This is a genomic window from Dyadobacter arcticus (assembly GCF_011762185.1).
Taxonomy (GTDB): Bacteria; Bacteroidota; Bacteroidia; order Cytophagales; family Spirosomataceae; genus Dyadobacter; species Dyadobacter arcticus.
In genome coordinates this window covers 193,711-219,592 of sequence record NZ_JAASQJ010000006.1, presented here as the reverse complement: position 1 = coordinate 219,592, position 25,882 = coordinate 193,711, and the positions used below count along the sequence as shown (strand labels likewise).

General features: G+C 44.2%; 16 protein-coding genes. 7 read left to right on the top strand and 9 right to left on the bottom strand.

Annotated features, from left to right (window positions below):
- Positions 1–28: 28 nt before the first annotated feature.
- From FHS68_RS24575 to FHS68_RS24560, 4 genes are all read left to right on the top strand, one after another.
- Positions 29–1,672 (top strand): SusD/RagB family nutrient-binding outer membrane lipoprotein, encoded by a 1,644-nt coding sequence (locus FHS68_RS24575; protein WP_167276356.1) that lies wholly within the window; start codon positions 29–31, stop codon positions 1,670–1,672.
- 161 nt (positions 1,673–1,833) lie between these two features.
- Positions 1,834–3,084, top strand: coding sequence for a hypothetical protein (locus FHS68_RS24570; RefSeq protein WP_208408434.1), 1,251 nt, complete (start codon positions 1,834–1,836; stop codon positions 3,082–3,084).
- Positions 3,085–3,103: 19 nt separating this feature from the next.
- The gene (locus FHS68_RS24565) at positions 3,104–4,462 is read left to right on the top strand and encodes a PhoPQ-activated pathogenicity-related family protein (protein ID WP_167276354.1); all 1,359 of its coding nucleotides are present in this window, start codon (positions 3,104–3,106) and stop codon (positions 4,460–4,462) included.
- The gene (locus tag FHS68_RS24560) at positions 4,459–6,240 is read left to right on the top strand and encodes a purple acid phosphatase family protein (protein ID WP_167276351.1); all 1,782 of its coding nucleotides are present in this window, start codon (positions 4,459–4,461) and stop codon (positions 6,238–6,240) included. Before FHS68_RS24565 ends, FHS68_RS24560 begins: the two co-directional genes overlap by 4 nt.
- Before the next feature lie 99 nt (positions 6,241–6,339).
- Here FHS68_RS24560 and FHS68_RS24555 read toward each other — a convergent pair whose 3' ends face one another.
- Both FHS68_RS24555 and FHS68_RS24550 read right to left on the bottom strand, forming a co-directional pair.
- Entirely contained in the window at positions 6,340–6,747 is a 408-nt protein-coding gene (locus FHS68_RS24555) for a DUF6855 family protein (RefSeq protein ID WP_167276348.1), read from the bottom strand.
- 133 nt (positions 6,748–6,880) lie between these two features.
- A complete protein-coding gene (locus FHS68_RS24550; protein WP_167276346.1) occupies positions 6,881–8,167 on the bottom strand; it encodes a hypothetical protein in 1,287 nt (428 codons plus the stop codon).
- A gap of 154 nt (positions 8,168–8,321) precedes the next feature.
- On the opposite strand from FHS68_RS24550, the gene FHS68_RS24545 reads away from it, so the two are divergent.
- Positions 8,322–9,539 carry a DegT/DnrJ/EryC1/StrS family aminotransferase gene (locus FHS68_RS24545; protein ID WP_167276343.1) on the top strand — a complete coding sequence of 406 codons (1,218 nt, stop codon included), beginning with the start codon at positions 8,322–8,324 and terminating at the stop codon, positions 9,537–9,539.
- A gap of 22 nt (positions 9,540–9,561) precedes the next feature.
- Here the strand turns inward: FHS68_RS24545 and FHS68_RS24540 are convergent, their stop codons facing one another.
- From FHS68_RS24540 to FHS68_RS24530, 3 genes are read right to left on the bottom strand one after another with little or no spacing between them, the layout of a single operon-like run.
- On the bottom strand, positions 9,562–10,041 hold the full coding sequence (locus FHS68_RS24540; RefSeq protein WP_167276342.1) for a hypothetical protein: 480 nt from the start codon (positions 10,039–10,041) through the stop codon (positions 9,562–9,564).
- Positions 10,031–10,813, bottom strand: a complete 783-nt coding sequence (locus FHS68_RS24535; protein WP_167276339.1) for a hypothetical protein — start codon at positions 10,811–10,813, stop codon at positions 10,031–10,033. The genes FHS68_RS24540 and FHS68_RS24535 overlap by 11 nt, the downstream gene beginning before the upstream one ends.
- 28 nt (positions 10,814–10,841) lie before the next feature.
- A complete protein-coding gene (locus FHS68_RS24530; protein ID WP_229212049.1) occupies positions 10,842–16,949 on the bottom strand; it encodes an alpha-2-macroglobulin family protein in 6,108 nt (2,035 codons plus the stop codon).
- Positions 16,950–17,252: 303 nt separating this feature from the next.
- On the opposite strand from FHS68_RS24530, the gene FHS68_RS24525 reads away from it, so the two are divergent.
- Both FHS68_RS24525 and FHS68_RS24520 read left to right on the top strand, forming a co-directional pair.
- The gene (locus FHS68_RS24525; protein ID WP_167276334.1) at positions 17,253–18,326 is read left to right on the top strand and encodes an efflux RND transporter periplasmic adaptor subunit; all 1,074 of its coding nucleotides are present in this window, start codon (positions 17,253–17,255) and stop codon (positions 18,324–18,326) included.
- A 52-nt stretch (positions 18,327–18,378) separates the two neighbouring features.
- Entirely contained in the window at positions 18,379–21,495 is a 3,117-nt protein-coding gene (locus tag FHS68_RS24520) for an efflux RND transporter permease subunit (RefSeq protein WP_167276331.1), read from the top strand.
- Here FHS68_RS24520 and FHS68_RS24515 read toward each other — a convergent pair.
- The 4 genes from FHS68_RS24515 to FHS68_RS24500 all read right to left on the bottom strand — a co-directional run bounded on the left by FHS68_RS24515 (position 21,492) and on the right by FHS68_RS24500 (position 25,775).
- On the bottom strand, positions 21,492–22,574 hold the full coding sequence (locus FHS68_RS24515; protein ID WP_167276329.1) for a fatty acid desaturase family protein: 1,083 nt from the start codon (positions 22,572–22,574) through the stop codon (positions 21,492–21,494). The two genes, FHS68_RS24520 and FHS68_RS24515, sit on opposite strands and share 4 nt — an antisense overlap.
- Positions 22,575–22,621: 47 nt before the next feature.
- Positions 22,622–23,902 carry a methionine adenosyltransferase gene (metK, locus tag FHS68_RS24510; RefSeq protein ID WP_167276326.1) on the bottom strand — a complete coding sequence of 427 codons (1,281 nt, stop codon included), beginning with the start codon at positions 23,900–23,902 and terminating at the stop codon, positions 22,622–22,624.
- Positions 23,903–24,116: 214 nt separating this feature from the next.
- Positions 24,117–24,995 (bottom strand): lipoyl synthase, encoded by an 879-nt coding sequence (gene lipA / locus FHS68_RS24505; RefSeq protein WP_167276323.1) that lies wholly within the window; start codon positions 24,993–24,995, stop codon positions 24,117–24,119.
- A 6-nt stretch (positions 24,996–25,001) separates the two neighbouring features.
- Positions 25,002–25,775 (bottom strand): hypothetical protein, encoded by a 774-nt coding sequence (locus tag FHS68_RS24500; RefSeq protein ID WP_167276321.1) that lies wholly within the window; start codon positions 25,773–25,775, stop codon positions 25,002–25,004.
- Positions 25,776–25,882: the final 107 nt, after the last annotated feature.

The window sequence follows — 25,882 nt, the reverse complement described above, 5'->3', positions numbered from 1 at the left end:
ACATAGTCTATTTTATATAAATAAACTCATGAAAAAACTAATCAAAAATTCCATCATATTCCCGTTGTTGCTGACGACGTTGATCTTCTCTTGTAAAGATCTGACAGAACTCAACGAGAACCCTAACGGTGTAGGTCCGGAGAGCGTTAACCCCAATTTAGTGATGCCTACGATACTGACCGAAGCAGCGAAAAGTTACGTGAACCTGGGTTACCAGGACATTGCTGGTGTGGTTCAACATACGCAGAAAGATGCGTGGTCGAGCGGGCATAATGATTATGACTGGGGCGGTAACCAAAGCTGGAACGGATACTACGACATCCTGAGAAACAATGAGCTGTTTTACAGCCGCTCGGTCGAGCTTAATTTCGAGTTTCACCAGGGCGTTTCACTTGTGATGAAGTCCTTTGTTTTTGGCCTTATCACCGACTTATGGGGCGACGCGCCTTATACCAATGCATTGAAAGGCGAAACGGGCGGTACTGAGAACATCCTACCCGCTTTCGATCCGCAAGAACAAATCTACGCCGGTGTCATCGCCGACCTTGAAAAAGCAAATACATTGCTTTCTAAACCCAAAGCAGATTACGAAGGAATTGTTGACAATGTAGACGTTTATTATGGCGGTGATCCTACCAAATGGAGGAAAATGGCTAATTCACTGCTGCTGCGCTACTATATGCGATTATCATCCAAAAAACCAGATATAGCAAAGGCAGGAATTGAGAAAATTGTTGCCAATGCTGCGCAATATCCAATCATCACAGCCAGTGCGGAAGACGCAACGATGGCATTTCCAGGTAACAGCGAGGCAGATGCATGGCCTGCCAATGCAGTGATCGATGCGAGCGGAAGTAATTATCGCCGGATCAAAATGGCCGCTACATTGGTAGAAAAACTTCAGGTATTGAAAGATCCAAGATTAGGAATCTGGGCAAATAAAGTGGAAATTCCGCTGGTTGTAGACCCGACTGCGCCCGCCGGAACCGATAAAATTGTGGATGGAAAGCGGATTTTGTCTACAGATAAAGTTAAAAATGCAGTGGTGGATACCGATCCTGAATATGTAGGGTTGCCACCGAGTTTCTCTGCATTGCCATCGGCATACAACCTTAATCCAACGCCAGGACAAACCTCTTTTAATCCGCACGTTTCGTTTCTGAACAATATTTACAAAGCCGCAAAAGGCCCTTTGTTAAAAGCAAGGCTGATTTCGGCTGCGGAAGTTCATTTTATCTTGGCGGAAGCTTCGTTGAAAGGCTGGGCGGCAGGCGTTGCCAAAGACCAGTATGAAGCGGGTGTGAAAGCATCCCTAGAAACTTGGACTGTGGGAGGAAATTACTCTGCTTACATTGGACAGCCAGGTGTTGTGTTTGATAAAACAGCGAAGCAAGTCCTTGAACAGAAATGGATTGCCAGTTGGACAGCGGCAACCGAGGCCTGGTTTGATTTCAGAAGGACAGGATTTCCAGAACTGAAAGCTGGACCTGCTGCCAAAAGGGAAGTATTACCAGTGCGTTTTTATTATATGCAGGACGAGCTTCGCATTAATAAAACCAATGCTGAAAGTGCTGTGAGCAAATTGGAAATAACCAATTATTCGCAGGCAGATAAAGGAAATAGTGCTTGGTCGAAACAATGGCTTGTGCAGGGTACCGGCAAACCATGGTAGTAATTTTTGAATAAGGTGAAGTATTTGAAACCGGGGCTGTCCGATTGTACCGACAGTTCCGGTTTATTTTTACCAAAGAGAATTTAAAAGAATAATTAAACCCTTTTCAAGTGAACATTAAACTTGTATTCGTCTGTTTTTTCCTGGGCATCTGTCAAATTTTGACAACACAACAGGTTTTTGCTCAGCAACTCGCCGTCGGGCATTTCAAAGCAGGAGCAGCATTCAGGATCATCACACCCAATCCGTTACTACCCGTCTCTGGGGGGATTGGTACACCAAAAAAATCAACTGAAAAGAATGGGGAATTATCTGTTCGCGCATTAGTGCTGGAAAAAGGCAATGTGCGGGTCGCTATTGTGAATATTGATAACCTGGGCTGGCCGGCCGCTTTGGGCAACAAATCGAGGGCATTGATCAAAGGTATCCCACCTGAAAACATTCTGATCGGTGCGACACATACACACAGCGGGCCCGATGCTTATGGTTTTCCAAACGAAAAAGGAGAATCGTTTGCCGACTTGAAATATTTGGATGATTGTGTAGAAAAGATCGCTGACGCTGTCAATGAGGCGATAGGGAAGCTGGAAGATGCTTCATTGAAAATCGCGGTTGGTGAGGCAAAAGGGAAAATTGCCTACAACTATTATGCAGATCAGCTATACGATCCAAGATGCGGCGTCATCCAGGCCATAGCTACGTCTGGTCCTAAAAAAGGCAATCCGATTGCCACATTGGTCAATTATGCAGTTCACCCGGAAGTGATCGGATCGGGTAGGGGCATTCTCAGTCCGGATCTTTGCGGGCCGCTATATGACCGCATTGAATCTCAAGGCGGCGGCGTAGCGCTTTTCATGAACGGTGCACAGGGCGGAATGGTCACCGCAGATAATCGGCAGGAAAATGGAAAAGAGGCTAGCGATTGGAACGAATGCAAACGAATCGGGGAATTGCTGGCCGATGAAGCTTTGGGGATTGTTAAAGATGCTGCAATTCAGGAAAATCCCGCGTTGTATTGCGTTGCGAAGAAAATTGAATTTCCGGTAGACTCAGAGATTATGCGTTATATCCTCCAAAAATCTCCCATTAAAAATGAAATGGCGGGAGAAAATAGGATTGCTACCCAGCTTAATCTCCTGAATATCGGCACAGCCCAAATTCTCACCGTTCCGGGCGAAGCATTGCCCAATATTGGCTATTATGTCAAACGGCATATGAATACCAAACAGCCATTTTTGTTTGGACTTACCAATGACGCATTTGGCTATATGCTAACCAAAGTTGATTTTACCAGTTTCAAAAGATACGATTATGTAAGCCGCACGAGCCTGGGTGAAATGACAGGTGAAATTTACATGGAGCAGGCGCTGAAATTAGTGAATGAAAGTCCAAAACCCGAGTCCAATAAGTAACCTTACCCAATCATCATTTATGCTTTTGAAGATCATCAACTCTGGAATTAAGTTTTTATTGATCCAATGTGTATTTGTTTCAGGGTTAAAAGCCCAGAAAATCACCCCCGAAACGGCTTTGGACAGTTATCTTGCCAACGGCGATAAAACATTTAAATGGGAAGCCAAAGATTCCTTTGTCATTGGGGATGTCACTTATTATAATGTGCTGCTAACTTCTCAAAAATGGCGTGAATTTACCTGGACGCACCAGTTGACCATTATGGTGCCCAAAGAAAACAAGCACGACGATGCACTGCTTTTTATAACAGGAGGACATAATAGGAATGGGTTACCTGAATGGAATAGTAAAAATGAGGATGATATGTACAATTCCCTGGGCAAGGTAGCTTCCACGAACAAGGCTATTGTAGTATTGCTGAAACAAACCCCCAATCAGCCATTTTATGATGACCTTACAGAAGATGCCCTGATCTCCTATACGCTGCATAATTTCAAAAAAGACAAGGATTACAGCTGGCCTTTGCTTTTCCCAATGGTGAAGAGTGCGGTAAAAGCGATGGACGCGGTTCAGGAATTTTCGAAACAAAAACTTAACCATACCGTCAACCGCTTTGTGGTAACGGGCGCGTCTAAACGCGGCTGGACAACCTGGCTCACCGGTGCCAGCGATAAAAGGGTAGAAGCCATTGCGCCCATGGTCATTGATATCCTGAACATGCCCATTAGTCTCGACTATCAGATCAAATCCTGGGGCGATTACAGTGTCCAGATTGAGGATTACGTGAAACTCGGTATCCCGCAATCCACTGGCTCACCGGAAGGGGAAGCCATTACAACGATGATCGATCCATTCTCATACCGTGAAAAACTTACTATGCCCAAAATGATATTTATGGGTACCAATGATGAGTATTGGGTGGTGGATAATATTAAAAATTACCTAAGTAAAATCCCGGGTGACAATATGCTGCATTATGTTCCGAACGCCGGTCACGATCTGGGTGACGGAAAACAAGCGATGGAAGCATTAAGCGCATTTTTTGGTGCTACGGTAGATAAAAAGCCTTATAATGAATGCAAATGGACACAATCCATTGCTGAGAACAGTGTCAAACTTGACATTCAGGCGACCGCTAATGTTTTGGAGGATGTGATCTTATGGTCGGCCAACTCTGCTGACCAGGATTTAAGGGATGATAAATGGACAAGCAAGAGTTTGGGTATTAAGAATAAATCTTCTGTAAAGGTATCTGCCACATTCCCCGTCAGCGGCTTCCGTGCGTTTTATGTGGATTTGAAATACAAAACACCCAAAGGCGATTACTATACGGAAAGCACGAGGGTCTTTTTGACTGACAGCAAATCGCTTTTATGAGACTCAATATTTTCCTGTTTTCTGGCTTGCTGCTGGGTTGCACGATGCTTTCTTGCCAAAAGGAAAAAGCAGCCCCTTCCGGATCGACGGTAAAGGAAGTTGTGGATAACGCCGTTACCAGGCTTTACAAAATGCTTACGCCTGCTCAGCTGGACACCATTTCAGAAGCATACCTTCTTGGATTTTTGAGTGATGAAGATAAAAAAGTGCTTGCCACGCGTTTCTGGACCTTTGATGCCAATGTGCCTGTGACTGTCTCGCTCATGCGGGATGTTGAGCAAAAAACGCCGCCTTTCTGGCTGGAAAAAAGCGGGTTCAAAAAAACTTCCATGCGGGTTAAGAATGAGGAATATACTTACGAAGTATGGCAAAAGGATTTTGATAAAGGATCAATTGGATTGGGTATCAACGGATTTGATAAGCACAGGCCGGTCTATTTTATCAGTATGGCCCCGCAAAACAAAAGTGACAAGCTGGACATTAAAAATGTAATCCCGGCCGAGTATGGTTTGGATACCTTGGAAGTTGGTGCATTCACTTACCACGATTGGGACGGGCTTGTTATCGAGGAAGTTCCGGATCAATTGAAAGGCCAGGTTTTGTTCACAACCGTTCGCGGCCGGGCCAGGGAGGCACATTTGGTACAAGCTTTCCGGAAAACCGCTACGCCTTCATTAAAAGATCCGGATCAAGTACTCCTCACATGGAGCGACGATCCTCAGACTTCGGTGAACGTTCAATGGAGAACGAACCCGAGTGTGGCTGCTGGAAAAATCAAGTACTGGATACCTGATACAAAGGATACCCTTTATAATGATGCTTCGGTGTTCAAAATGGAGGACCGTCTCTTGCAAAATGATAGGTATATAAATCGCTTCACAGCCAAACTCAAAAATCTGCAACCCGGCAAAATTTATCATTATGCACTGGGAAGTGACCTGGGGAAATGGTCGCCGCCGGTATCATATCAAACCGCTTCTGCAACGAACCGTGATTTTTCCTTCATCTGGTTTGGCGATACACATTACTCTCCGATCTGGGGAGACATGGCGAAAAAATCATTAAAACGGCATCCCGAAACCGCTTTCTTTTCCATTGCAGGAGATTTGGTGAGTACAGGATTGCACCGCGATGATTGGGACCAGTTGTGGGATTACAGCAGCCCGACATTTACGACCCGACCATTGATGCCCGTTCCGGGTAATCACGATAGTCAGGATGGGCTGGGCGCGTGGATGTACAAGGAAATGTTCAGTCTGCCTGAGAATGGTCCGGCGGGACAACCTTCGGAAATGACTTATGCTTTTAATTATCAGGACGCGCTGTTTCTGATGCTGGATCCGACGTTGTCCGTTCCAAAGCAAAGTGCTTGGGTGGAAGAAAAGTTAAAGAGCAGTAAAGCCAAGTGGAAATTCGCGATGTTCCATTTTCCGCCGTACAATGTCGAAGAGCCTTATGACGAGATTATGCGCGAATGGTGTACGCTATTTGATAAGTACCATGTGGATATGGTCATGAATGGTCATATGCATTATTACCTCAGGACCAAACCAATGTACAATGGGAAAGCTGTCGTGACACCGGCTGAGGGCACGATATACACCATGTCGATCAGCATTTCGGGGAAGCAGGAAATATGGACCGAGGAGGATTATGCAGTCAAACGTTACAGAAACGGGCCTCTTTACCAGCACATTTCGATCAAAGGAAATAGTTTGTTTTATAGATGCTTTGATCCTGAGGGGAATCTCAAGGATGAGTTGGTGATTAATAAATAAGGTAAGGCAACTATCGGGTCTGACGTTCGAACAGTTGGTCGTAGTTTTACAGCTACGAGCCCGCGTCCGCCGGTCTCAGACCGGCACAACCCAAACGCACTACACAACCCGCATTTTATTTCCTTTGGGGTCATGCGTCACCTCCGCTAATCCGAGCTTTTCCATGAGTGGGGGTACATACATACCAAATCGCCCGCGAAACCCTTTTTTCAAACCATACCAGCCGCGGACAGGATTGGATTCAGACCTTCCCCAAGCCTCGACCGTGCCCTCTTTCGCAGGTTTTTGTTCATCCGCGCTTCCGAGTTCCATCCAGTCTCCGTGCTTTTTGAGCATATCCTGTAAGTCCTGCAGGCAACGGTAATCGTAATGAAGGATTGTTTTACCAACCGTACATACCAAGATTTCCTTCCCGTCCTTCACATCTTTATACATCGTAAATTCAGAAGATAACGGTGGCGTTTTCAGAAGCCATGGATCCTCTTTCGTTCCTTGTTCGGTTACCATGAGATGGTATTTAAGTTTATAGTTTAAGAACTGTTGTTATAAGCACGTATTCTTAAAAAACTACGCAAGCCGGCACAGTTGGTCGTAGTTTAAAACCCGCAGAAGCCTTGAAGCCTCAAACAAGGAAAACAAATCACTCAAACCGACTGTTAGCCCCCTTCAACTCTCCATGTGAACTAACCGCCACCGCAGTCAAAATCGCGAAAAAAGCCAGGATGAAGATAAAATTAATAACCCAGCGGCTGATGTTTAGTCTGCGATTCGAAAAGGTAACTTCAAACTTGTTGAGCAGAAAGCCAATGACCAGGATATTCAGAATATACAAATATTGCTCAATGCGGTAAAGGCTCATGAATGCGCAGGTAATCAGAATGCTATAAATTGTGTAGAGCCCAAGATTTGCAAAGAAAAACGGGCGCAGTTGCTCAGCTGTTAAGTTGATCAGTTGACCTGCTTTTTTGAAATAAAAGTAATATAGCGTGAAACCGCTGAATATAAGAACCAGCAGCAATGCCGCCCATTGGACATATTTGGTAATGGCCGGGCCGTCGGAATTGGGATTGAAAGATTTGATGGTGTCAACAAGACGCTCGGTTTCGAATGATTGATCCCAGACAATAAACGGGATAATAAGTGTCAGAATCAGTATCGGGGCGATGAGGTTGTTCTTTGAAACTGAATCCTCCGATTTCTCCCATTCGCTTGTAAATGTTCCGTAGGCCATTCCAATGCCTCCAAAGAAGCCGATGGAATATTCCATGACATTCCAGAAATTGAATTTAATGCCTGAAACACTGCCCATTACCTGCAAAAAATTACCGAAAGCAAAACCAAAACCTCCACCTAACCCGGCAAAAATAGCCACCCGGATCGCGGCGTATTGCTTGTTCCTGATCATATACCAGAACATCGCGACGGTCATCCCAAACCCGGCTGCCCAGGCTTCCGATCTTGGGGGCGTCATAAGCCAGCCGATTTCTTCGATCAACAGATAGTAAAAAATGATTGCGCCAGCCGTCATTTCAGTGATTAGCTGCGCCCATTTGACCGGTTTTTCATGACTTGACGCCAGCGTTAGCCCAAATAACCCGCCTCCTACAAGCCCGAACAAACTCCCAATCAGAAACAGCATCAGCAAACCATAATACACATTCCCAAATTCGAGGCCGCGCGCATAACCCACCACTTTTCCATAGCTGATAATACCGCCAATGCCCCATCCCGCCGCTGAGGCCAATGTGAGCTGGAAAGCTTTTGCATACCAATCGGTTCTTCTCGCCAGGAGGACAACGGCTAACCCGCCAATCCCGCCAGCCCAGGCAGCACCTTGTTCATGTCCGAACTGGCCCCTGATTGCCCAGGCGGTTGCCAGGGACATTCCGGCAATCAACAGATTATAAAGAAATGATTTGTTGTTCATTTGAACTGGTAAGGGTTTGTGGAATAAATACTTATTGTTCGGGGAAAAAGGCTATAAACGGCCTAGCGGATCAAATGAAATAGCCTGAAAAAGATTTTTAAGAGTATCAATCTGCATACCACAATCAGCGATTTATTAATGTTCAAAAATGCATATGGACCGAAATCTGGCAATTAACGGAGGGGCAAAGACGATTACCAAATCATTCAACTGGCCGGTTTATGACCAGAACGAAGTCGATGCAGTGGCTGCGATCGTGCAGAGTGGGAAGTGGGGAAATCCGGATTGCGGGGATGAAGTAGCGAAATTTGAAAAGGCGTTTGCCGATTACTGCGGGAGTAAATACGCCATTACCTGCGTCAATGGTTCGGTTTCTCTTCGCCTCGCGCTGATTGCCTGTGGTGTGAAGCCGGGCGACGAAGTCATTGTGCCACCCTATACCTTCATCACCACCGCTTCGTCGGTCATCGAATGCAATTGTGTGCCTGTGTTTGTGGATATTGATCCGGACACCTACAATATAAGTCCTGCTGCGATTGAAGCGGCTATCACCGACCGTACGAAAGTGATCGTCCCGGTTCATTTTGGGGGACTTGCCTGCGACATGGATGCGATCATGGACATTGCCAGACGCCACGGATTGAAGGTGGTTGAAGATGCGGCGCACGGACATGGTGCAGAGTATAAAGGGAAAAAGTTGGGTTCTATTGGCGATGTGGGCAGTTTCAGTTTTCAATCTTCCAAAAATCTCACGTCGGGTGAAGGCGGGATTGTGATTACGGATGATGACGAACTGTATGCAATGATGCGCTCGCTGCGTAATGTGGGTAGGATTGAGGGCGGACAATGGTACGACCATTATAATCCGGGCTGCAATTACAGGATCACGCAAATGCAGGCGGTATTACTTTCGGAACAACTCAAAAGGCTGGAAGCGCAAACCTGCAAGCGGAATGAAAACGGTCTATATCTGAACCAGTTACTGGCCGAAGTGGAAGGAATTACGCCTTTAAGCCGAGGCGAAGAGATCACGAGGCATTGCTATCATATCTACATATTTAAATACGACGCTTCCAAGTTTGGAGGCCTGCCCAAAAATACTTTTGCTGAGATGTTGGCCGCTGAGGGTGTGCCCAGTTTCAAAGGATACCCACACCCGCTTTACAAACAGCCACTTTTCCAGAAAAAAAACTTCATGTGCTACGCCATTCCTGAAACGGCAGATTACAGCGAAGTTTGCTGCCCGGTTGCCGAGCAAGCCTGCAATACCGATGCTGTTTGGATTTTGCAACATGCCATGTTAGGCGAAAAGAAGGATATGGAATTGTTTGTAGAGGCCATTTTGAAGATTCAGGCGGCGGTCAATGCGTAGTAAACCTTTTAGATAAAACGAATCAAATTGCTAAAATTCCGAATGTTTCATTGTAAGGAGTACTGAGATCGATAAATTGGAATTTAGGATTCGATTCTTTTCTCAGGAGGGTATAGATTTTTATACTTTCGCTATCTGAGGATATAAAAAAATCAGCATTCTTTTCAGAATCCGCTTGCGCGAATAACTTCGTATCGTTGGGAATTATCTTCCTTTCTTTAATATATAATTCGCCTTTCTTCGCGAAAATGATTCGTGCAAATTCACCAGTTCTTTGCGCATGATCCAGATTGAAAGGAATAATTTGTAAATTTCTCAAAGGTAATTCCTGGAGGCTGCCGCCAACGCAATATTCGGCAATTGCAATGGTACTTATCAACAGAGCATAGTCATTTTCTGCAAAATATTTAAAGTATCCTCTGGCATTGTAATGCAACGGATCTTTTGCATCCAGCAAGCGGATGAAAAAGCTTGTATCGCAAAATACTCCCTTATGTTTCATAGCTACCCCTTATTTCTCTAAGCCATTGATCTTTGTCCCCGATGTCGGACCAACTTTTAGAAGCTTTACTAATTAAGTTATTTAGATATTCTTCATCATATCCCGGATGATAATCTACTAATTCAACAAATTTCAAGGTTGAAGTGTCGATTTGGCCAGTCTCGGAATTTTGTTTGCCTAATGCTCTGATTCCGAAAGTCTTATATAGTAAATTTTCATTGTAATGTTCCAAAAAGCTAATTGGGGTCTGTATTCTTAATGTCCCCATATTCTCCGTGTAGATATGAATGTTCGCCTTATCCTTGCCACCTGCATTGGTGAGTTTTCCATAAAAATAGAACTCCGCATCGACCCAGATGGACTCTGTCCTCACAAAGTTGGTCTGCTTATCTAATCTCACTTCATTCGAATTTTCAAGCGAGGTTTTGATATCAAAGACATAATCATGTTTAAGGGCAATATCCTGAATATTTTCAAAAGCCTTGGCTGTTGATACATCGAGAAAATCGATGTTCCGGATTTGATTGATCTGGCCGATCACGGCATTGAAACCGATTATGAATTGAATAGAAGTTCTAAATACGTGCTTTACTGATCCTTCCTCAATTTTGTAACTGATAGTAGGTCTATTGTTTTTGTCAGCAGGATATAAAAGATTTTCAGCATTCTCAAGTACAGAAATAATCTCTCTGATATCGTAATTATCAGGAGACAGATCAAGATTCCCTTTCGATCCGGTTATTTTTATTTCTAAAAAGCCAATGTTTTCCACGGGTTAAAGATAAGAATTTTAGAGATCATCATTTCCTCCCATTTACTTTCACCCTCACCCCTTTACTATGCGCCGAAAACTCAGGCGCGTACATGCATTGAATACTCGTAATCCCGTTGCTGAAATCGCCTTCGTGGGCTACGAATAGCGGATATTCGAACACATAAGTGCCTTTGCTTAAATTGCTGAAAAAGAAATTTGTGCTTGCATCCTTCGTGCTTTCATAGTAACCCAGACCGCCCTGCCATTTGAATCCGCTCAGCACATTTACCGGTTCCAGACCCGATGCACGCGTATCTTTCATGTGAACATATTCCATATCCCTGTCGACCCGAAGTTCAATGCGGACCTTGATTTTATCGCCGATCTTTACAACATCTCCTTCATTTATTGGCGAGAGCAAAGGGCCATTGTCCGTATTTTTTTCGATAAAGAGCTTTTTGGATAGTTTTAAATGTGTTTCGGCTGAGGTGATTTTATCCAAATCCTCAAAATATTGCCAGTAGATGGAGCCCCAGCCGGGCAGGCCCCAAGTGGGTTCGCCCGAGCCGGTTGGTGCCGGACATGGTGGAAAGGAAAGGCTAATTGGATCGCTGACTTGAATCTTTACATTTCCCATGGAAGCGCTAATTTGTTCAGCCTCGATGATTTTCTTAAAGTAACCTGTGCCCGCCTCGGTTGAATTCCCGGATGCTTTCAAAACCGTACTTCCAAGGTTAATTGTCACCTCGGGCTCCTGTGAAAGCCAATCGGATCCTTTCAAAAGTAATGCATAGCAAGCCTCGGCTGTGGCTTTCGTACTCTCCCAATTGCTGACCTGCTTGTTTTTGAGCAACCAGGTTTTAAGATCATCGACTGTTTTGGGGTCATTCTCAATTTCCTGAAAAGCCTCAATCAGCAATGCCTGACGCTCAATGGGTGCCTCATGCCACCACCAGCCTCTTTGGGCGGTTTTCCAGTACATTCCCATTTCTTCGGTAACGACAGCCGTTTCTTTCAACGATTTGAGAATAGCCTTTGGGACGGTCTTGTCGTTGCCGCGATGAAGTTCCAATGCGGTTAAGCCTTGCAGATATTTGGGTTGGTTAATCCAGGTAAGCTTCGATCTTTCCTTAAAATACTGATAGGCTGGGAGCGAAGTTGCGGCAATGGGTACCTCAGGGAAAAAGCTTCGCATGTACAAATAATGAATCTGAATCGGCCCGGGAACATATGTTTTGAGATTGCTTTTTGATTTCACGAGCAGATTATAATCTTCCCTGATCCTTTTATCCAGATAAGGAAAGGCAGTTTTCAGGATCGCATTGATCCGTTCTTCCTGATCTTTTTGCAATGCATTCACTTTTTTTAGATGCCCAATACCCGAGATAATATATTGCGTCATGTAGCGATCGTCCGGGCCGCCTTTGAACCAGACGAAACCGCCATTTGCGCTTTGTAACTGGATTAATTTATCCAAAGCAGCATTCAATTCATTACCCATTCTGACCATATCAAAAAGCAATGCAATGTTCCTTTTCTGCTGCGCCTCGGTTTTGGCGGCCAGTACCCAAGGCGTTTCTTCCAAAAGGACTGATTTCAGTTCCTGATTTTTCGCCAGATTACTCAGCAATGCTGTGGTATCGACAATTTTCCAGCTTTCGAAAACTTTTCCAATACGCGGCGAACTCCCAACTATATACGCAGCAAGTGAATTGGCGTAATAACGGTTCCAGGTTTGCTCGGCACAGTCGTAGGGATATTCCATCAGGAATGGCAACGATTGGATCGCGTACCAGGCAGGGTTACTGGTATATTCCACTGTTAACGACTTATTTTTCAGCGTATTCGAATTCGCTGAATGCAGCAGCTTTTCAAATTTAAAGTCTTTACTTCCAGTCCCGCGCATTGAAATTGGCATGCTTTCGGTTACCAGCATTCGGTTGGACAAAATGGGCAGAATGTTCTCTTCGCCGTCCGACAATGCTTCTGATTTGGCGACGATCCGCCAGGTAAGTGTTTTAGTAAAGTCTTTTGGAATTTCAATTGGGAATCCAACGGTCATACTCTGTCCAGCCGGGATGTCAAATGGATTCTCTGGCTTTCCATTTTTGAATAAATCATCAACACGCTGATTTGTCTCTGTATCAAACAGTTGAAGAGATATCATTCCTTTTAATGCACGATTCGAAAGGTTTACGATCTTGGCTGGAAATGTGATATGGTCGCCTTCTCGAAGAAAACGGGGTGCATTGGGCTGCAACATTAATTCCTTTTGGGTAATGATCTCTTTGGAACTGTATCCAATGGCCAGTTCTTTCGTATGCGCCAGCGCCTGATACTTCCAACGGGTAAGTGCTTCCGGGAGCGTGAATGAAAATATGATGGATCCGTCTGCATCGGTTTTCAGGTCCGGGTAGAAGAATGCGGTTTCATTGAAGTTTTTGCGGATTGTTACTCCCTTCCCAGCTCGCTTATTAGTGCTTTGCGAAGATTGTTCCTTTTTATCTTGATCACCATCACCAACCTTTGTGACTTCATTCAAAGCCGATTGATCCAAATCCATCATCATCATAGGGGCAGCGGCCGGGCTGGCTAATCCTTCCTGATCCCGTTTGGTCTCAGTTGCACTTCCTACCATACTTCTTTTATACCTCACATTCCGTCCACCGCCGCGAGCTAAACGGTTATTCATCATGGAGTAAGTGCTCAGCAACTCATCATACCTCTTCTCAAAACTTTTGTAAGAACCGAATGCAAGGTCGAGTATGTCAGCGTCTTTGGATTCAAAATTTTCATTGCCATTCCACGGTGGTATCCCAGATAAAACCGGCCACGGATCAGGTTTTGTCCATTGATGCGTGTAAAGTTGATCGAGCGACGCATCATACATACTTGCCAGCATTTCCGCTGCAACTTTGTCTTTTTTATATCCCGAGATCTTGATTTTCCATTGCTCCTTACTTCCCGGCAATGTCTTATCCCGGAATGTTTCGTAACTAATTTTCAAGTCCTTATTCGTCCACGGAACCTGGATCACTTCCTGATGCTGGTGAATGCGGTTATGTTTTATGAATACATAGGATACCCCATATCCGCCCCGGTCGGCTTCGGTAGCAGAGGAATCCAGGGTTTTTTTCTGATCATTTAATTCCAGAAATGAGTACGCCTTTGGGTTTGGCATTTTGGTGGAATTGCTTATTACAAAGATATGGTCGGCCGAAGTTGCCAGTTGGATACTCGTTTTTTCGCCCGGTTCAATGGAGGAGCTGCCTTCTGTATACAAATATTGGGGCCGTAACAGTCTGTTGCTTTCGGGGTTTGTAAGTTCAATGTATTTCAAATCCTTTATTTCGTCCCCGTTTTCGTCTTTTGTTGTGATTTGAATTTTATAAAAACCCGGCGTAAACCTGACGCCTGCCAGCGGGAATTTTTGATTTTCAGAAAGTCGTGTGGTTTGTTGTGAGATTAAATTCTGTTCCGGCCAGCTTTCTATTTCCGTTTCTTTATCGTATTCATCATGCGGGAAATTTGCTATGAATTCCGTGTTAGTCATTACAAATAAGTCAGGACGTTCCCAGTAGCGTTTGCGGATCAATCTTTTTTCAGGAATTAGACTGAATATTTTAACCGTAATATCGGACGATACAAATTTCCCATTCATGTTTTCTGTGCGGACCGATAGATTTTTGAGACTGTCGGCCGCAACCTTTTCGGGAATGTCCGCTTTTAATAAAATGGATTTGTATCCTACCGAAACATTCGTCTCCGCACTTCTGGTTTCGCCATTGGAATCCGTCACATCGGCGTGAATGGTGTAATCGAAAATCGGTTCGAGTTTTTTATCAGTCTGCTTGTCTGGAATGGCTTCGAAAGTGACAGAAAACCGGCCGGAAACATCCGTAATGCTCTCTCCATGAGCGATTTCCATTGGAATTCTCGAGACAGGATACCGATCGCGGTAAAACCAGGAATAAATGATTCGTTCTTTACGAACAACCCGGTAAGATACTTTTGCGCCGTCAATGGTATTTCCTGCGTAGGCTGTCGCTATGCCGGTGACTTTAATGGTATCATTGAGTTTGTAAGAAGTTTTCAATGTGTCAAATTCGACAGAGAACTTAGGTCTCTTATATTCTTCCACGCGGAAATAAATGGCATGCTCAAGATCTGCCTCAATAGAAAACTGGCCGTTCAGCGTACCTTGCGGAAGCACAAATGAACCCGAAAAACTCCCGTATTCATTGACATTCTTCGTCGTCTCCTCAACGGATTCGTTGTTAACATTTTGCAGGACGACTTGAATTTTCCGCGTTTGATCTGTCGAAACAGTATTACCTTTTCGTGCGATTCCTTTATAGAAAACAGTCTGTCCGGGGCGGTAAAGGCTCCGGTCGGTGAAGAGATAAATGGCATTATTATCAGACTCTCCGGTTTCCCCGCTATCGACGTCGATCAGATTATAGTAAGTGTCGACAGGCTCCTTCATAAACAACCTGTCCTGATTATAGGTAATTTCCAGAGACTGGCCTTCCACTTTTTCGTTGGCGACTTCTACTTTATTATTAAAGTGCCCATTCTGGTCCGTGATGTACAAATTCCCCTTTCGTTCCTTGTAATTATGCGAAGCGTAATCATACATCTGGTTCCACACCTGGACCTTTGCGCCACCCAGCGGCTGGCCGGTATCCCTGTCCAAAACAAAAAAATCATTCTCTTTCCGAACATAACTGACGTTGCTCACATACAGCATGCGAGAACCCATAATCGCTTTGCTTTCATTGAAGTTGCCAGTTGAACTCGCCAACAGCACGTATTCACCCACTGGCAAACCATCTACTTTTATCTCAACACCATGTTGCTGATAATCTTTCGTATCTGGCAAATCCTGTGACCAGGACCTCAAAACCGGTGCTTTCGCCAGGATCCGCCAAGTATCGTCAATGCTATTTTTTCGTTTACTAATATGGATTTCGTCAGTTGCTTTCACAAGTCTCAGATACAGCTTGGTGAAGTTTTTAAACTCCACAAAAGCAAGAAATGGCTTGTCGACAACATTGACATTCTCCGCAGAAAATTGAAGTGCCTTCTGCCGAATGGTAGTTATTAGGTTGTAAGCATTGATACCACCTTCTGTTTCCGGGTTTTCTTTTAGGATTTTTTCGCATATTTCAACAGCTTTTATCTTTTCAAATTGATGAACCGAGTCTCTGCCAACCTTAAATAACTCTCCACGTTTCTGGTAGTAGGCGGCCAGAAGATACCAGGCCTGTGCGGCTGCCGGCGTTTTTTGATACTGTTCTGCCACATGATTTATTGCCGTGAGATAAAGCTGATCCTTGTCCGGATGAACAGACTTGCTATTTATATATTGAATTCTTTGCAGGTCAATATCAATCAATGCATCCGGTTTTGGATCATTAAGATGAAAGGCGATTAATTTCTGGTAGAGCTGAATTGCGAAAAATTCGAGCGAGGTGGAATCTTTCATTTCAAATTTTCTATAAATAAAATCAGCAGCAGGGTCAAATGCAGACGCTGTATTGATCTCAAATGCGTACGAAGGCTTTGTAATTTCCCTTTCATCAGAAGTAAAATATTTTAATGCATTATGAGTGAGCAGATCGAATAAAGTCGGGCGCAAAGGCCTCGTATTTCCTTCGGTGATAATTGCTTCAAAGGGTGCCAGTTTTGTCTTTTGGAGTAAGCTTTCGTTTTGAATGGAAGCAAGGTATAACTCAGCAATTTTTGCATGAAAATCTTCCGTACCCCAGGTACTTATATCACTTTTCACGTAACCCACAGTCGCCGTGCGGTCGTATAACTGCCAGCGGACTGTTTGATAATAAAAATAATATTGGTCTGCAACCAGGCTGCTAAGGATGGCCCTTGCCGCAGGTTCGGTGCTACTGGCCAGCTCGGCTTCTAGCTCACGGATAGCTATTACCCCATTATCTTCCCGATTTTCACCCTGTACAATGATCATGTAAACGGCAGCCTTGATGAGTTGGGCTTCTTGTTTTTCCTTTTTAGCCAATTGGTAGATCTTTTTTACTTCTTCCAGGGCCGATTTAGAAAGCACCTTTCCCTGGAAGGCTTCCACGGCTTTCCATTGCGCATCATAAGTTTTGACAACATTTTGACCCTGAGTATTCATAGTCAACGAGAGAATAAATAGTGTGAGAAAGTAATAAAGGCGCGGTGCTGATATCTTCATTAGAAAAAGCGGCAGGGTATTTATAATGAAATAAATATAGACGAAAGAAACAATGTTTCTCAGACCGATTACCCAACGGAGGCTGGAAATGCGGATAGATTAGTGCAAATCGGCACCCAGCCGAAAAGTATAAAAGTAACTAATTGTCGCTTTGTGCAATATGAAGTATCTTTAAAAAGAGCATTTCTGGAAATATGATAAAATAGTATTCTTATTGAACGAAATTTATTTTAAGGTCATCTTATGCGTACGATAATGCTGGTAGGAGTAGTCATCATTGTGCTGATCATTGGGAAATTATTTGTGTTTTCCAAGCCAGGCAATGATAAAAACCCTGAGGGGAAAAAAGGCGCAGATGGCAAAAGCGCCAAAGCTCCGGGAGGAAGCGCGGTGCCTGTGAATGTATATGTTGTAGGTAAAGAAACTATTGAGAATCAAATTTTTGCGTCCGGAACAGTGCTGCCCAATGAGGAGGTAAACCTGATGTCAGAATCAACCGGCAAACTAATTAAGCTCGACATTCAGGAAGGAGCTTATGTGAACAAGGGGCAGCTTATTGCAAAGATCAACGACCGGGAATTAAGGGCGCAGCTGCAAAAAGTGATTTATAATCAGGAGCTTAGCCGGAAAGTGGAGGCGCGCCAGAAAAAGTTGTTAAATGTGGAGGCGATTAATCTGGAAGAATATGATATTACTTCTAACAACATCAGGATACTGGACGCTGAAAAGGAAATCCTTGAAGCTCAATTGTCAAGAACGGAGGTTAGAGCGCCATTTAGCGGGAGGATAGGACTTAAATACATTAGCGAAGGTGCATATATGGCACCGGGTACGCCCATTGTCACCATTGTGCAAAGCAATCCGGTCAAAATTGATTTCACTGTTCCTGAAAAATACACACCCAACATACGGATCGGGAATGTGGTAAAATTTAACCTTGACGGAGATCCTTCCACCTATAATGCAAAAATCCTGGCAGTCGACCCAAAGGTGGATGAAAATCTCAGAACCTTGCGGGTTAGGGCTATCGCGCAGAACCCTACCGGAAGGTTTGTACCAGGCATGTTTGTAAAAGTACTCGCTGATCTGGATGCCAACAAAGCGGCCATGATGATCCCTACCGAGGCGATCGTCCCAGTTTTGAAGGGAAAAAAAGTTTTTATTGTCAAAAATGGCAAGGCGCAGGAAGTAATGGTGACGACAGGCCTTCGTACGGATAAGAAGATCCAGGTGATTGAAGGTTTACAGCTTGGGGACTCATTGATTACCTCGGGAATTATTGCCATTAAGGCCAATGCGGCTGTTAAGGTGAATTGAGAAGCAGAATCGCATTATTGTCCAATCGGATTTCAGCAAATCATTTCCTTATATGAGTATTTCAACGCTATCTATCAAGCGACCGGTCCTGGCAATCGTCATGAACCTGCTGATCATATTGTTTGGCTTTCTTGGCTATAAGTTCCTGGGAATGAGGGAGTTTCCCTCCATTGACCCGCCCGTCGTTTCCATTCGCACAAGCTATACCGGCGCCAACGCAGACATTATTGAATCCCAGATCACAGAACCGCTCGAAAAGCAGCTGAACAGTATTGAGGGAATCAAGTCGATCAATTCTACCAGCAGCCAGGGTACCAGCCAGATCACGGTTGAATTTGACATTGGGGTGGATATGGAGCGCGCGGCCAATGATGTCAGGGACAAAGTAGGTTCCGCATCGCGGACATTGCCGTTAGATATCGACGGCCCGCCCGTCGTTGCCAAAGCCGACGCAAATTCTGAGCCTATCATTGTATTGACTTTTAAAAGTGATACGAGATCGCACCTTGAAGTGAGTGACTATGCCGAAAATGTGATTGCCCAGCGCCTGCAGACGATCGAGGGGGTGAGCGAGATCAGGATTTTCGGTCAGAAAAAATATGCCATGCGGATCTGGATGGACCCAATTAAAATGGCTTCCCTGGGAATTACTACCCAGGACGTAAAAATTGCGCTGGATAAGGAGAATGTAGAATTACCGAGTGGAAAAATCGCAGGTGACAATACGGAACTTACTGTTAAAACAATCGGTCGGTTCCGCACTGAGGAAGATTTTAATGAAATGATCATCAAGAGTTCGGTCACGCAAACAATCCACTTAAAAGACATCGGTTACGCTATTCTGGGTCCGGAAAATGAGGAGACGATCCTACGGCTGGACAATGTGCCCATGATCGGGCTTGCGATTTCGCCGATGCCAGGCGCTAATTATCTGGACATAGCAGAAGAAGTAAACAAGCGGATGGCGGCCATTAAAAAGGAACTTCCAAAAGATTACCAGCTTGATACACTGATCGACAACACCATTTTTGTTGAAAGATCTATTGAAGAGGTGGGCGAAACATTGCTCATTGCCATCATATTGGTTGTCCTTATTATCTACCTGTTTTTCCGAGACTGGCTGATTGCCTTCCGTCCCTTGATTGACATCCCGGTGTCGCTGATCGGTACTTTCTTTGTGATGTATGTCATGGGTTTTTCTATTAATGTGCTCACACTGCTGGCAATCGTTTTGGCGACGGGGCTTGTTGTGGATGACGGGATTGTGGTTACCGAGAATATTTTTAAGAAGATAGAACAGGGCATGGGGCCAATTGAGGCGGCGATAAAAGGGGCCAATGAGATCATATTTGCGGTTTTATCAACTTCTATCACGCTTGCATCCGTGTTCCTGCCCGTTATTTTCATGGAAGGTTTTGTCGGGAAACTATTCAGGGAGTTTGGTATCGTGATCTCCACGGCAGTTTTGATCTCTGCTTTTGTGTCGCTCACATTGACGCCGATGCTGAATGCCTACCTTGTTCGCAAGACACCTAAGAAAAGCTGGTTTTACGAAAAAACCGAGCCGTTTTTTGTGATGATCACCGAGAGTTACGGAAGTGCATTAGGCAAATTTTTAAAGATGCGTTGGGTAGCGATCCCTTTGGTGGCGATTACGGTTGGAATGATCTGGTTTTTTGGAAAAGACCTCCAATCGGAACTTGCTCCCTTGGATGACCGGAACTGGTTTAGGATCAATATGACGGCTCCCGAGGGATCATCGTTTGAATTTACGGATAGGTATGTTCAGAATGTGGGACAAATGCTGATGGATTCCATGCCGGGCCGAAAAGGATTAATGCTGATTACTTCTCCCGGGAATTCAGGACTGGGTGCTGCAAACACAGGAAGTGGCAGGATAGCGCTTGTTGATAAAACACTCCGAAAAGAGACTCAGCAGGAAATAGCCGATCATATCAATCAGAAATTAAAGCAGATGCCAGACGCAAAATCATTTGTAGTCCAGCAGCAAACCATCTCTGTTGATTCCAGGGGCGGCTTGCCCATTCAATATGTTATTCAGGCGCCCGATTTCGAAAGATTAAGGGAGTACCTGCCCAAATTCATGGAGGAGGTTTCCAATGATCCAACATTTGCAATTACGGATGTTAATCTGAAATTCAGTAAACCTGAAATACAGATTGCCATTGACCGTGAAAAGGCGAAATCGCTTGGCGTTTCGGTACAGGACGTCGCCCAGACCATGCAGCTGGCATTTGCTGGCCAGCGCTTTGGATATTTTACGATGAATGGCAGGCAATATCAGGTTATAGGTCAGTACGACAGGGGTAACCGCGACGAACCACTGGATTTGAAAAGTATGTTTGTGAAAACGAGTTCAGGAAATCTGGCGCAGCTGGACAACATTGTGCGAGCGGATGAAGAAAGCAGCCCGCCGCAGCTTTTTCACTATAACCGGTATATGAGTGCTACTATTCAGGCAGCGTTGGCACCCGGCAAGACAATTGGTGACGGAATTGCTGCCATGGATAGGATCAGGGATAAGTTGAATGACGAAACCATTCAGACTGCACTAAGTGGTTCTTCCAGGGATTACGCGGAAAGCTCTTCCAATACCATGTTCTCGTTTTTCTTGGCGCTAATATTAATCTATTTTATCCTCGCGGCGCAGTTTGAAAGCTTCATTGATCCTTTTATTATTATGTTCACGGTTCCGCTTGCAATTGGCGGCGCTGTTTTCTCACTATGGTATTTCGATCAGACCTTAAATATTTTCAGTCAGATCGGAATGATCATGCTGATTGGATTGGTGACTAAAAATGGGATTCTGATTGTGGAATTTGCCAATCAACTGCGAGAACAGGGAAGAAGTATTCAGGAAGCGGCACTCGAAGCAGCAACGCTACGTTTCAGGCCCATTTTAATGACAAGCCTGGCGACCATTCTGGGAGCCTTACCAATCGCAATGGCTCTGGGTTCGGCAGGAAAAAGCCGGATGTCGATGGGGATTGTGATTATGGGAGGATTACTGTTCTCACTCGTACTGACTCTGTACGTAATTCCAGCGATCTATACATTCTTCTCAAGACCTAAAAACTTTGAGAAAATGAGAATGATTGATAGGGTAGCCAGAGAAAGTGAATTGGAAGAGGAGCAGGAGCATGTTTAGGCGGTCCCCATATTCCTGAGCATGCGCACATGCGACCCCAATGCATTGGTAAAGCCCGTTTTGGCATTGTAATCCAGGCCAAATTCCATCGCTGTGGCCCTCACGATTGGGGATAAGGCATCGTAGTGAATGTGGGAAATGGAAGGAAACAAATGGTGTTCAATCTGATAATCCAGGCCTCCAATGTACCAGGACAAAAATCGGTTCTTTCCGGCGAAATTGGATGTGGTTTGTAATTGATGTACTGCCCAGGCATTTTCAATGCTGCCAGATGTGCTGGGCATAGGCTGATCTACTCCTTCCACTACGTGGGCCATTTGAAAAACAGTACTTAGAATCATCCCTGCAACTCCATGCATCACTAAAAACCCAATTAACCACTGTCCAAACGTGAGAGATGTAAAATAGAGTGGTATCACGCAGATAAACATCACGTACGCTATTTTTGTCAGGATTAACCGGATCAATTCAGTTTTCGGAAAGGGCTTAGTCATCCCCGATTTAGACATTCTGTTAAACAAAGAGATTTCTTTGAAGTCCTTCCACAAAAACGACAATGTCATCAGGCTGTACAGAAAGAATGCATAGATATGCTGAAAACGGTGAATGTATTTTTGTTTTTCCTGGTAGGATAGTCGCAACAGAAATTTACCTGTAATGTCCTCATCAACTTCGTGAATGTTGGTGTAGGTGTGGTGTAATCTGTTGTGCTGCACTTCCCAGTTGTATGCATTGCCTCCGAGGAGATATATAGATGCGCCAAAAAACTTGTTGAGAATATTGGATGTGGCCAATGACCCATGGATCGCGTCGTGCATGACCGACATTCCAACACCTGCGACTCCGAAACCCATAATCACTGTCAACCCGAGCATAGAGGCATTAGCGAAATAGCCGGAAAGGATCATTCCGTAGGGGATAAGATATAGGCTTAACATAAAGAAAGCCTTATAAATGATTTTCTGTCCGCCTGATTTGCAAAGATTGTTATTAGAAAAATACTGATCTACACGCTGTCTAAGTACTGGGAAAAAAGTACTTTTTTCGATATTTGTGAATTTAATCTTTTGGTATTCCATATAGAAAATAAGTGCTGCGTAATGGAAAACTAAATGGATTATTAGTTTCAGATTGAGAACTTATCCTTGATCGCATCTACAAAATCAAGTTTCTCCCAGGTAAATAATTCCACCTCCAATTCTTTTTCCTCACCATTTGCTCCTTTGAAAGATTTAGTCACCGTTTCGTTTTTCCTACCCATATGGCCATACGCAGCGGTCTCGGAGTACATTGGATTGCGCAATTTGAGACGTTGCTCAATTGCGTAAGGGCGCAGGTCAAAAATCTCGTTGATTTTAGAGGCGATAACACCATCATTATCAGCAACCTTGGAAGTGCCGTAAGTATTCACATACAATCCGCATGGTTGTGCAACGCCAATCGCATACGATACCTGAACAAGCACTTCGTCGCAAAGGCCGGAGGCAACCATATTTTTAGCAATATGTCTGGTTGCATAAGCAGCAGACCGATCTACTTTGGATGGATCTTTCCCTGAAAAAGCACCACCGCCGTGCGCTCCTTTTCCGCCATAAGTATCTACAATAATCTTCCTGCCCGTAAGTCCAGTGTCACCATGTGGCCCACCGATCACGAATTTGCCGGTTGGATTGATGTGAAATGTAATATCGCCAGTAAAAAGCTTTTGTATTGCAGGAGTAAGCTTGGCTTGAACGCGCGGAATTACAATGTTGATAATATCCTGTTTGATCTTCGCCAGCATTGTTGCCTCTTCATCAAAATCGTCATGTTGTGTGGAAACAACGATAGTATCGATTCGCAAAGGGACGTTATCGTCGCTATATTCTATCGTCACTTGTGACTTTGCATCTGGACGCAAATAGGGAATCAAGGCTGACTCGTTATTGCGTATGTACGACATTTCCTGCAGGATCTTGTGGGCCAGGTCTAATGCCAGTGGCATATAATTTTCCGTTTCCCTGGTAGCATATCCAAACATCATTCCCTGGTCACCCGCTCCCTGCGCATTTGCCTTATCTTCAAAGCTTTCAGACACTACCGCCCTGTCTACACCCTGATTAATATCCGCACTCTGATCATGTATGGCTGAGAGAATTCCGCAGGAATTCGCTTCGAACATGTATTCACTTTTGATATATCCTATTCTCTTGATGACTTCACGTGTTATTTTCTGTACATCCAGATAGGTGCTGGTCTTTACTTCGCCAGCCAAAACTACTTGTCCCGTTGTTACCAGTGTTTCGCAGGCTACTTTACTATTAGTATCCCAAGCTAAAAAATTGTCAATCAGCGCATCTGATATTTGATCTGCTACCTTGTCCGGATGTCCTTCAGATACGGACTCCGAGGTGAATAAGTATGGCATAAATGTTGAAATTGTTAGAAGTTAATCCCGTCGGCAACTATGCTGGCTGCGTATGATTTAAAAAACAAAATTGAATTTTTTTAAGTCAACAACCAAATAAAAATGGCTCAAAAAGTTATTGTACCTACTATCCTGAAATGAACAGTGCGTACATCTAAATATAAAACCCCGCTTAATCATTTTAAGCAGGGTTTGCATTTTAGGCAATTCAATTTCAGATCGGAACATTCACATGTCGTTCCGCGTGATAGCTGGATCGTACCAATGGGCCCGATTCTACATATTTTAGGCCTCTTCTAAGTCCTTCCTCGCGATAATTGTCAAACATGGCCGGGGTGATCCATTCGATCACTTCATGGTGCATTTTGGTTGGCTGCAAATACTGTCCAAGGGTTAAGATATCAAGTCCGTTCTCAGCCAGATGGTCCATCGCTTTATAAACCTCTGCCTGTGTTTCTCCCAAACCGAGCATAATACCGGATTTAGTGCGCTGACCAAATTCCTTTGTTCTTTTGACCTGTTCAAGGCTTCTTTCATACTTAGCCTGAGGGCGTACCGCACGGTATAAACGTTCTACTGTTTCCATATTATGGGATACTACTTCCTGCCCTGCTTCAATCATATGTATTAAAGCATCCCAATTGTTTTTCACATCGGGAATAAGCGTTTCAATGGTTGTTTCAGGCGTATTTTCTTTAACTTGCCTGACGGTCTGATACCAAATCTCAGCGCCTCTATCTTTCAGTTCATCTCTGTTTACCGATGTGATCACTGCATGTTTTACTTGCATGAGCTTGATTGCTTCTGCCACACGCCTTGGTTCATCCACATCATATTCATTTGGACGACCTGTTGCAACAGCACAAAAACTGCAGCTTCTCGTGCACACATTTCCTAAAATCATAAAGGTAGCAGTGCCTGCACCCCAGCATTCACCCATATTCGGGCAATTGCCACTTTCGCAAATTGTATGCAGTTTATAATTATCGACCAATTGTCGCACTTTTCGAAACTCTGGTCCGGCGGGAAGCTTTACTCTTAACCAATCGGGCCTTTTTTTACGCTCCGATGGAATAACTGGTAATTCAATCATAACAAACTATTTTTTCTTGCTTCCGAAATAAAGTGTAAGATATCCGGATGTATAGAAACTCCTGTTTTCGGCGAAAGCCATGATATCAACCTTTCTGGTAAATGCCTCAGCAATAAAACCAATTTCTACGCCGGTAACATTTTCTCTGAATGCGCTTAATTCAAAACTCATTGCCGTCTTAATGTGCAGGCCAGGGACAATTTTGGTTTGGCCAAATCCTTGAAAAAAGCTTCCAGCGCCTACAATTCCCGTTGTCTGAGAACTTCCGGCATGTTTAATAGGATCAAAAGGTTCGGTAACAACACGCCCATCGGAGGTTTGGAACTGAACCATATAAGGTTTTTCCAAACCCAGTGAAGGCCCAGCAGCGATGATGCCGCTGATCGATATTCCTTCATCCTCATGTCTGTTAAATAACGTAAGCTCACGGCCATACTCCGGTCTCAAAACAAACAGATAGTTCTGTTTTCCGTATACCAGCCTCGCGCCTGTCACAAAATCCTGGGTTGAGAGCTCCTTAGGATGTTTTACGTTAACAAGTTCAAGGGCAAGATAGCGGTATTGGTTTTTCCCAAATAGCTTGGAAGGCAGGGCAGAAGACTGACGGAAAACTGCTCCGCCCAGAATGCCCGAGTTTGTATTTGTTGAGATACCTACTGAGGTGAATGTTTTATAACTCTCCTCATTTTCCTCAATCTTAGCTCCTTTGCGTTGAGCGTATATATCTGTCGATATTGCGAACAGAATAGATACAGAAAGTAAAAGTTTTACACGCATCATTTTAGGTGAAATCTCAGTGACCAGGTATGTGTTTTATAGAAAGTGAAAGTACAAAATAATAGCCGAAGCATTTGTATGCCTCCACGACTTTAACGGTTTTTTGTACA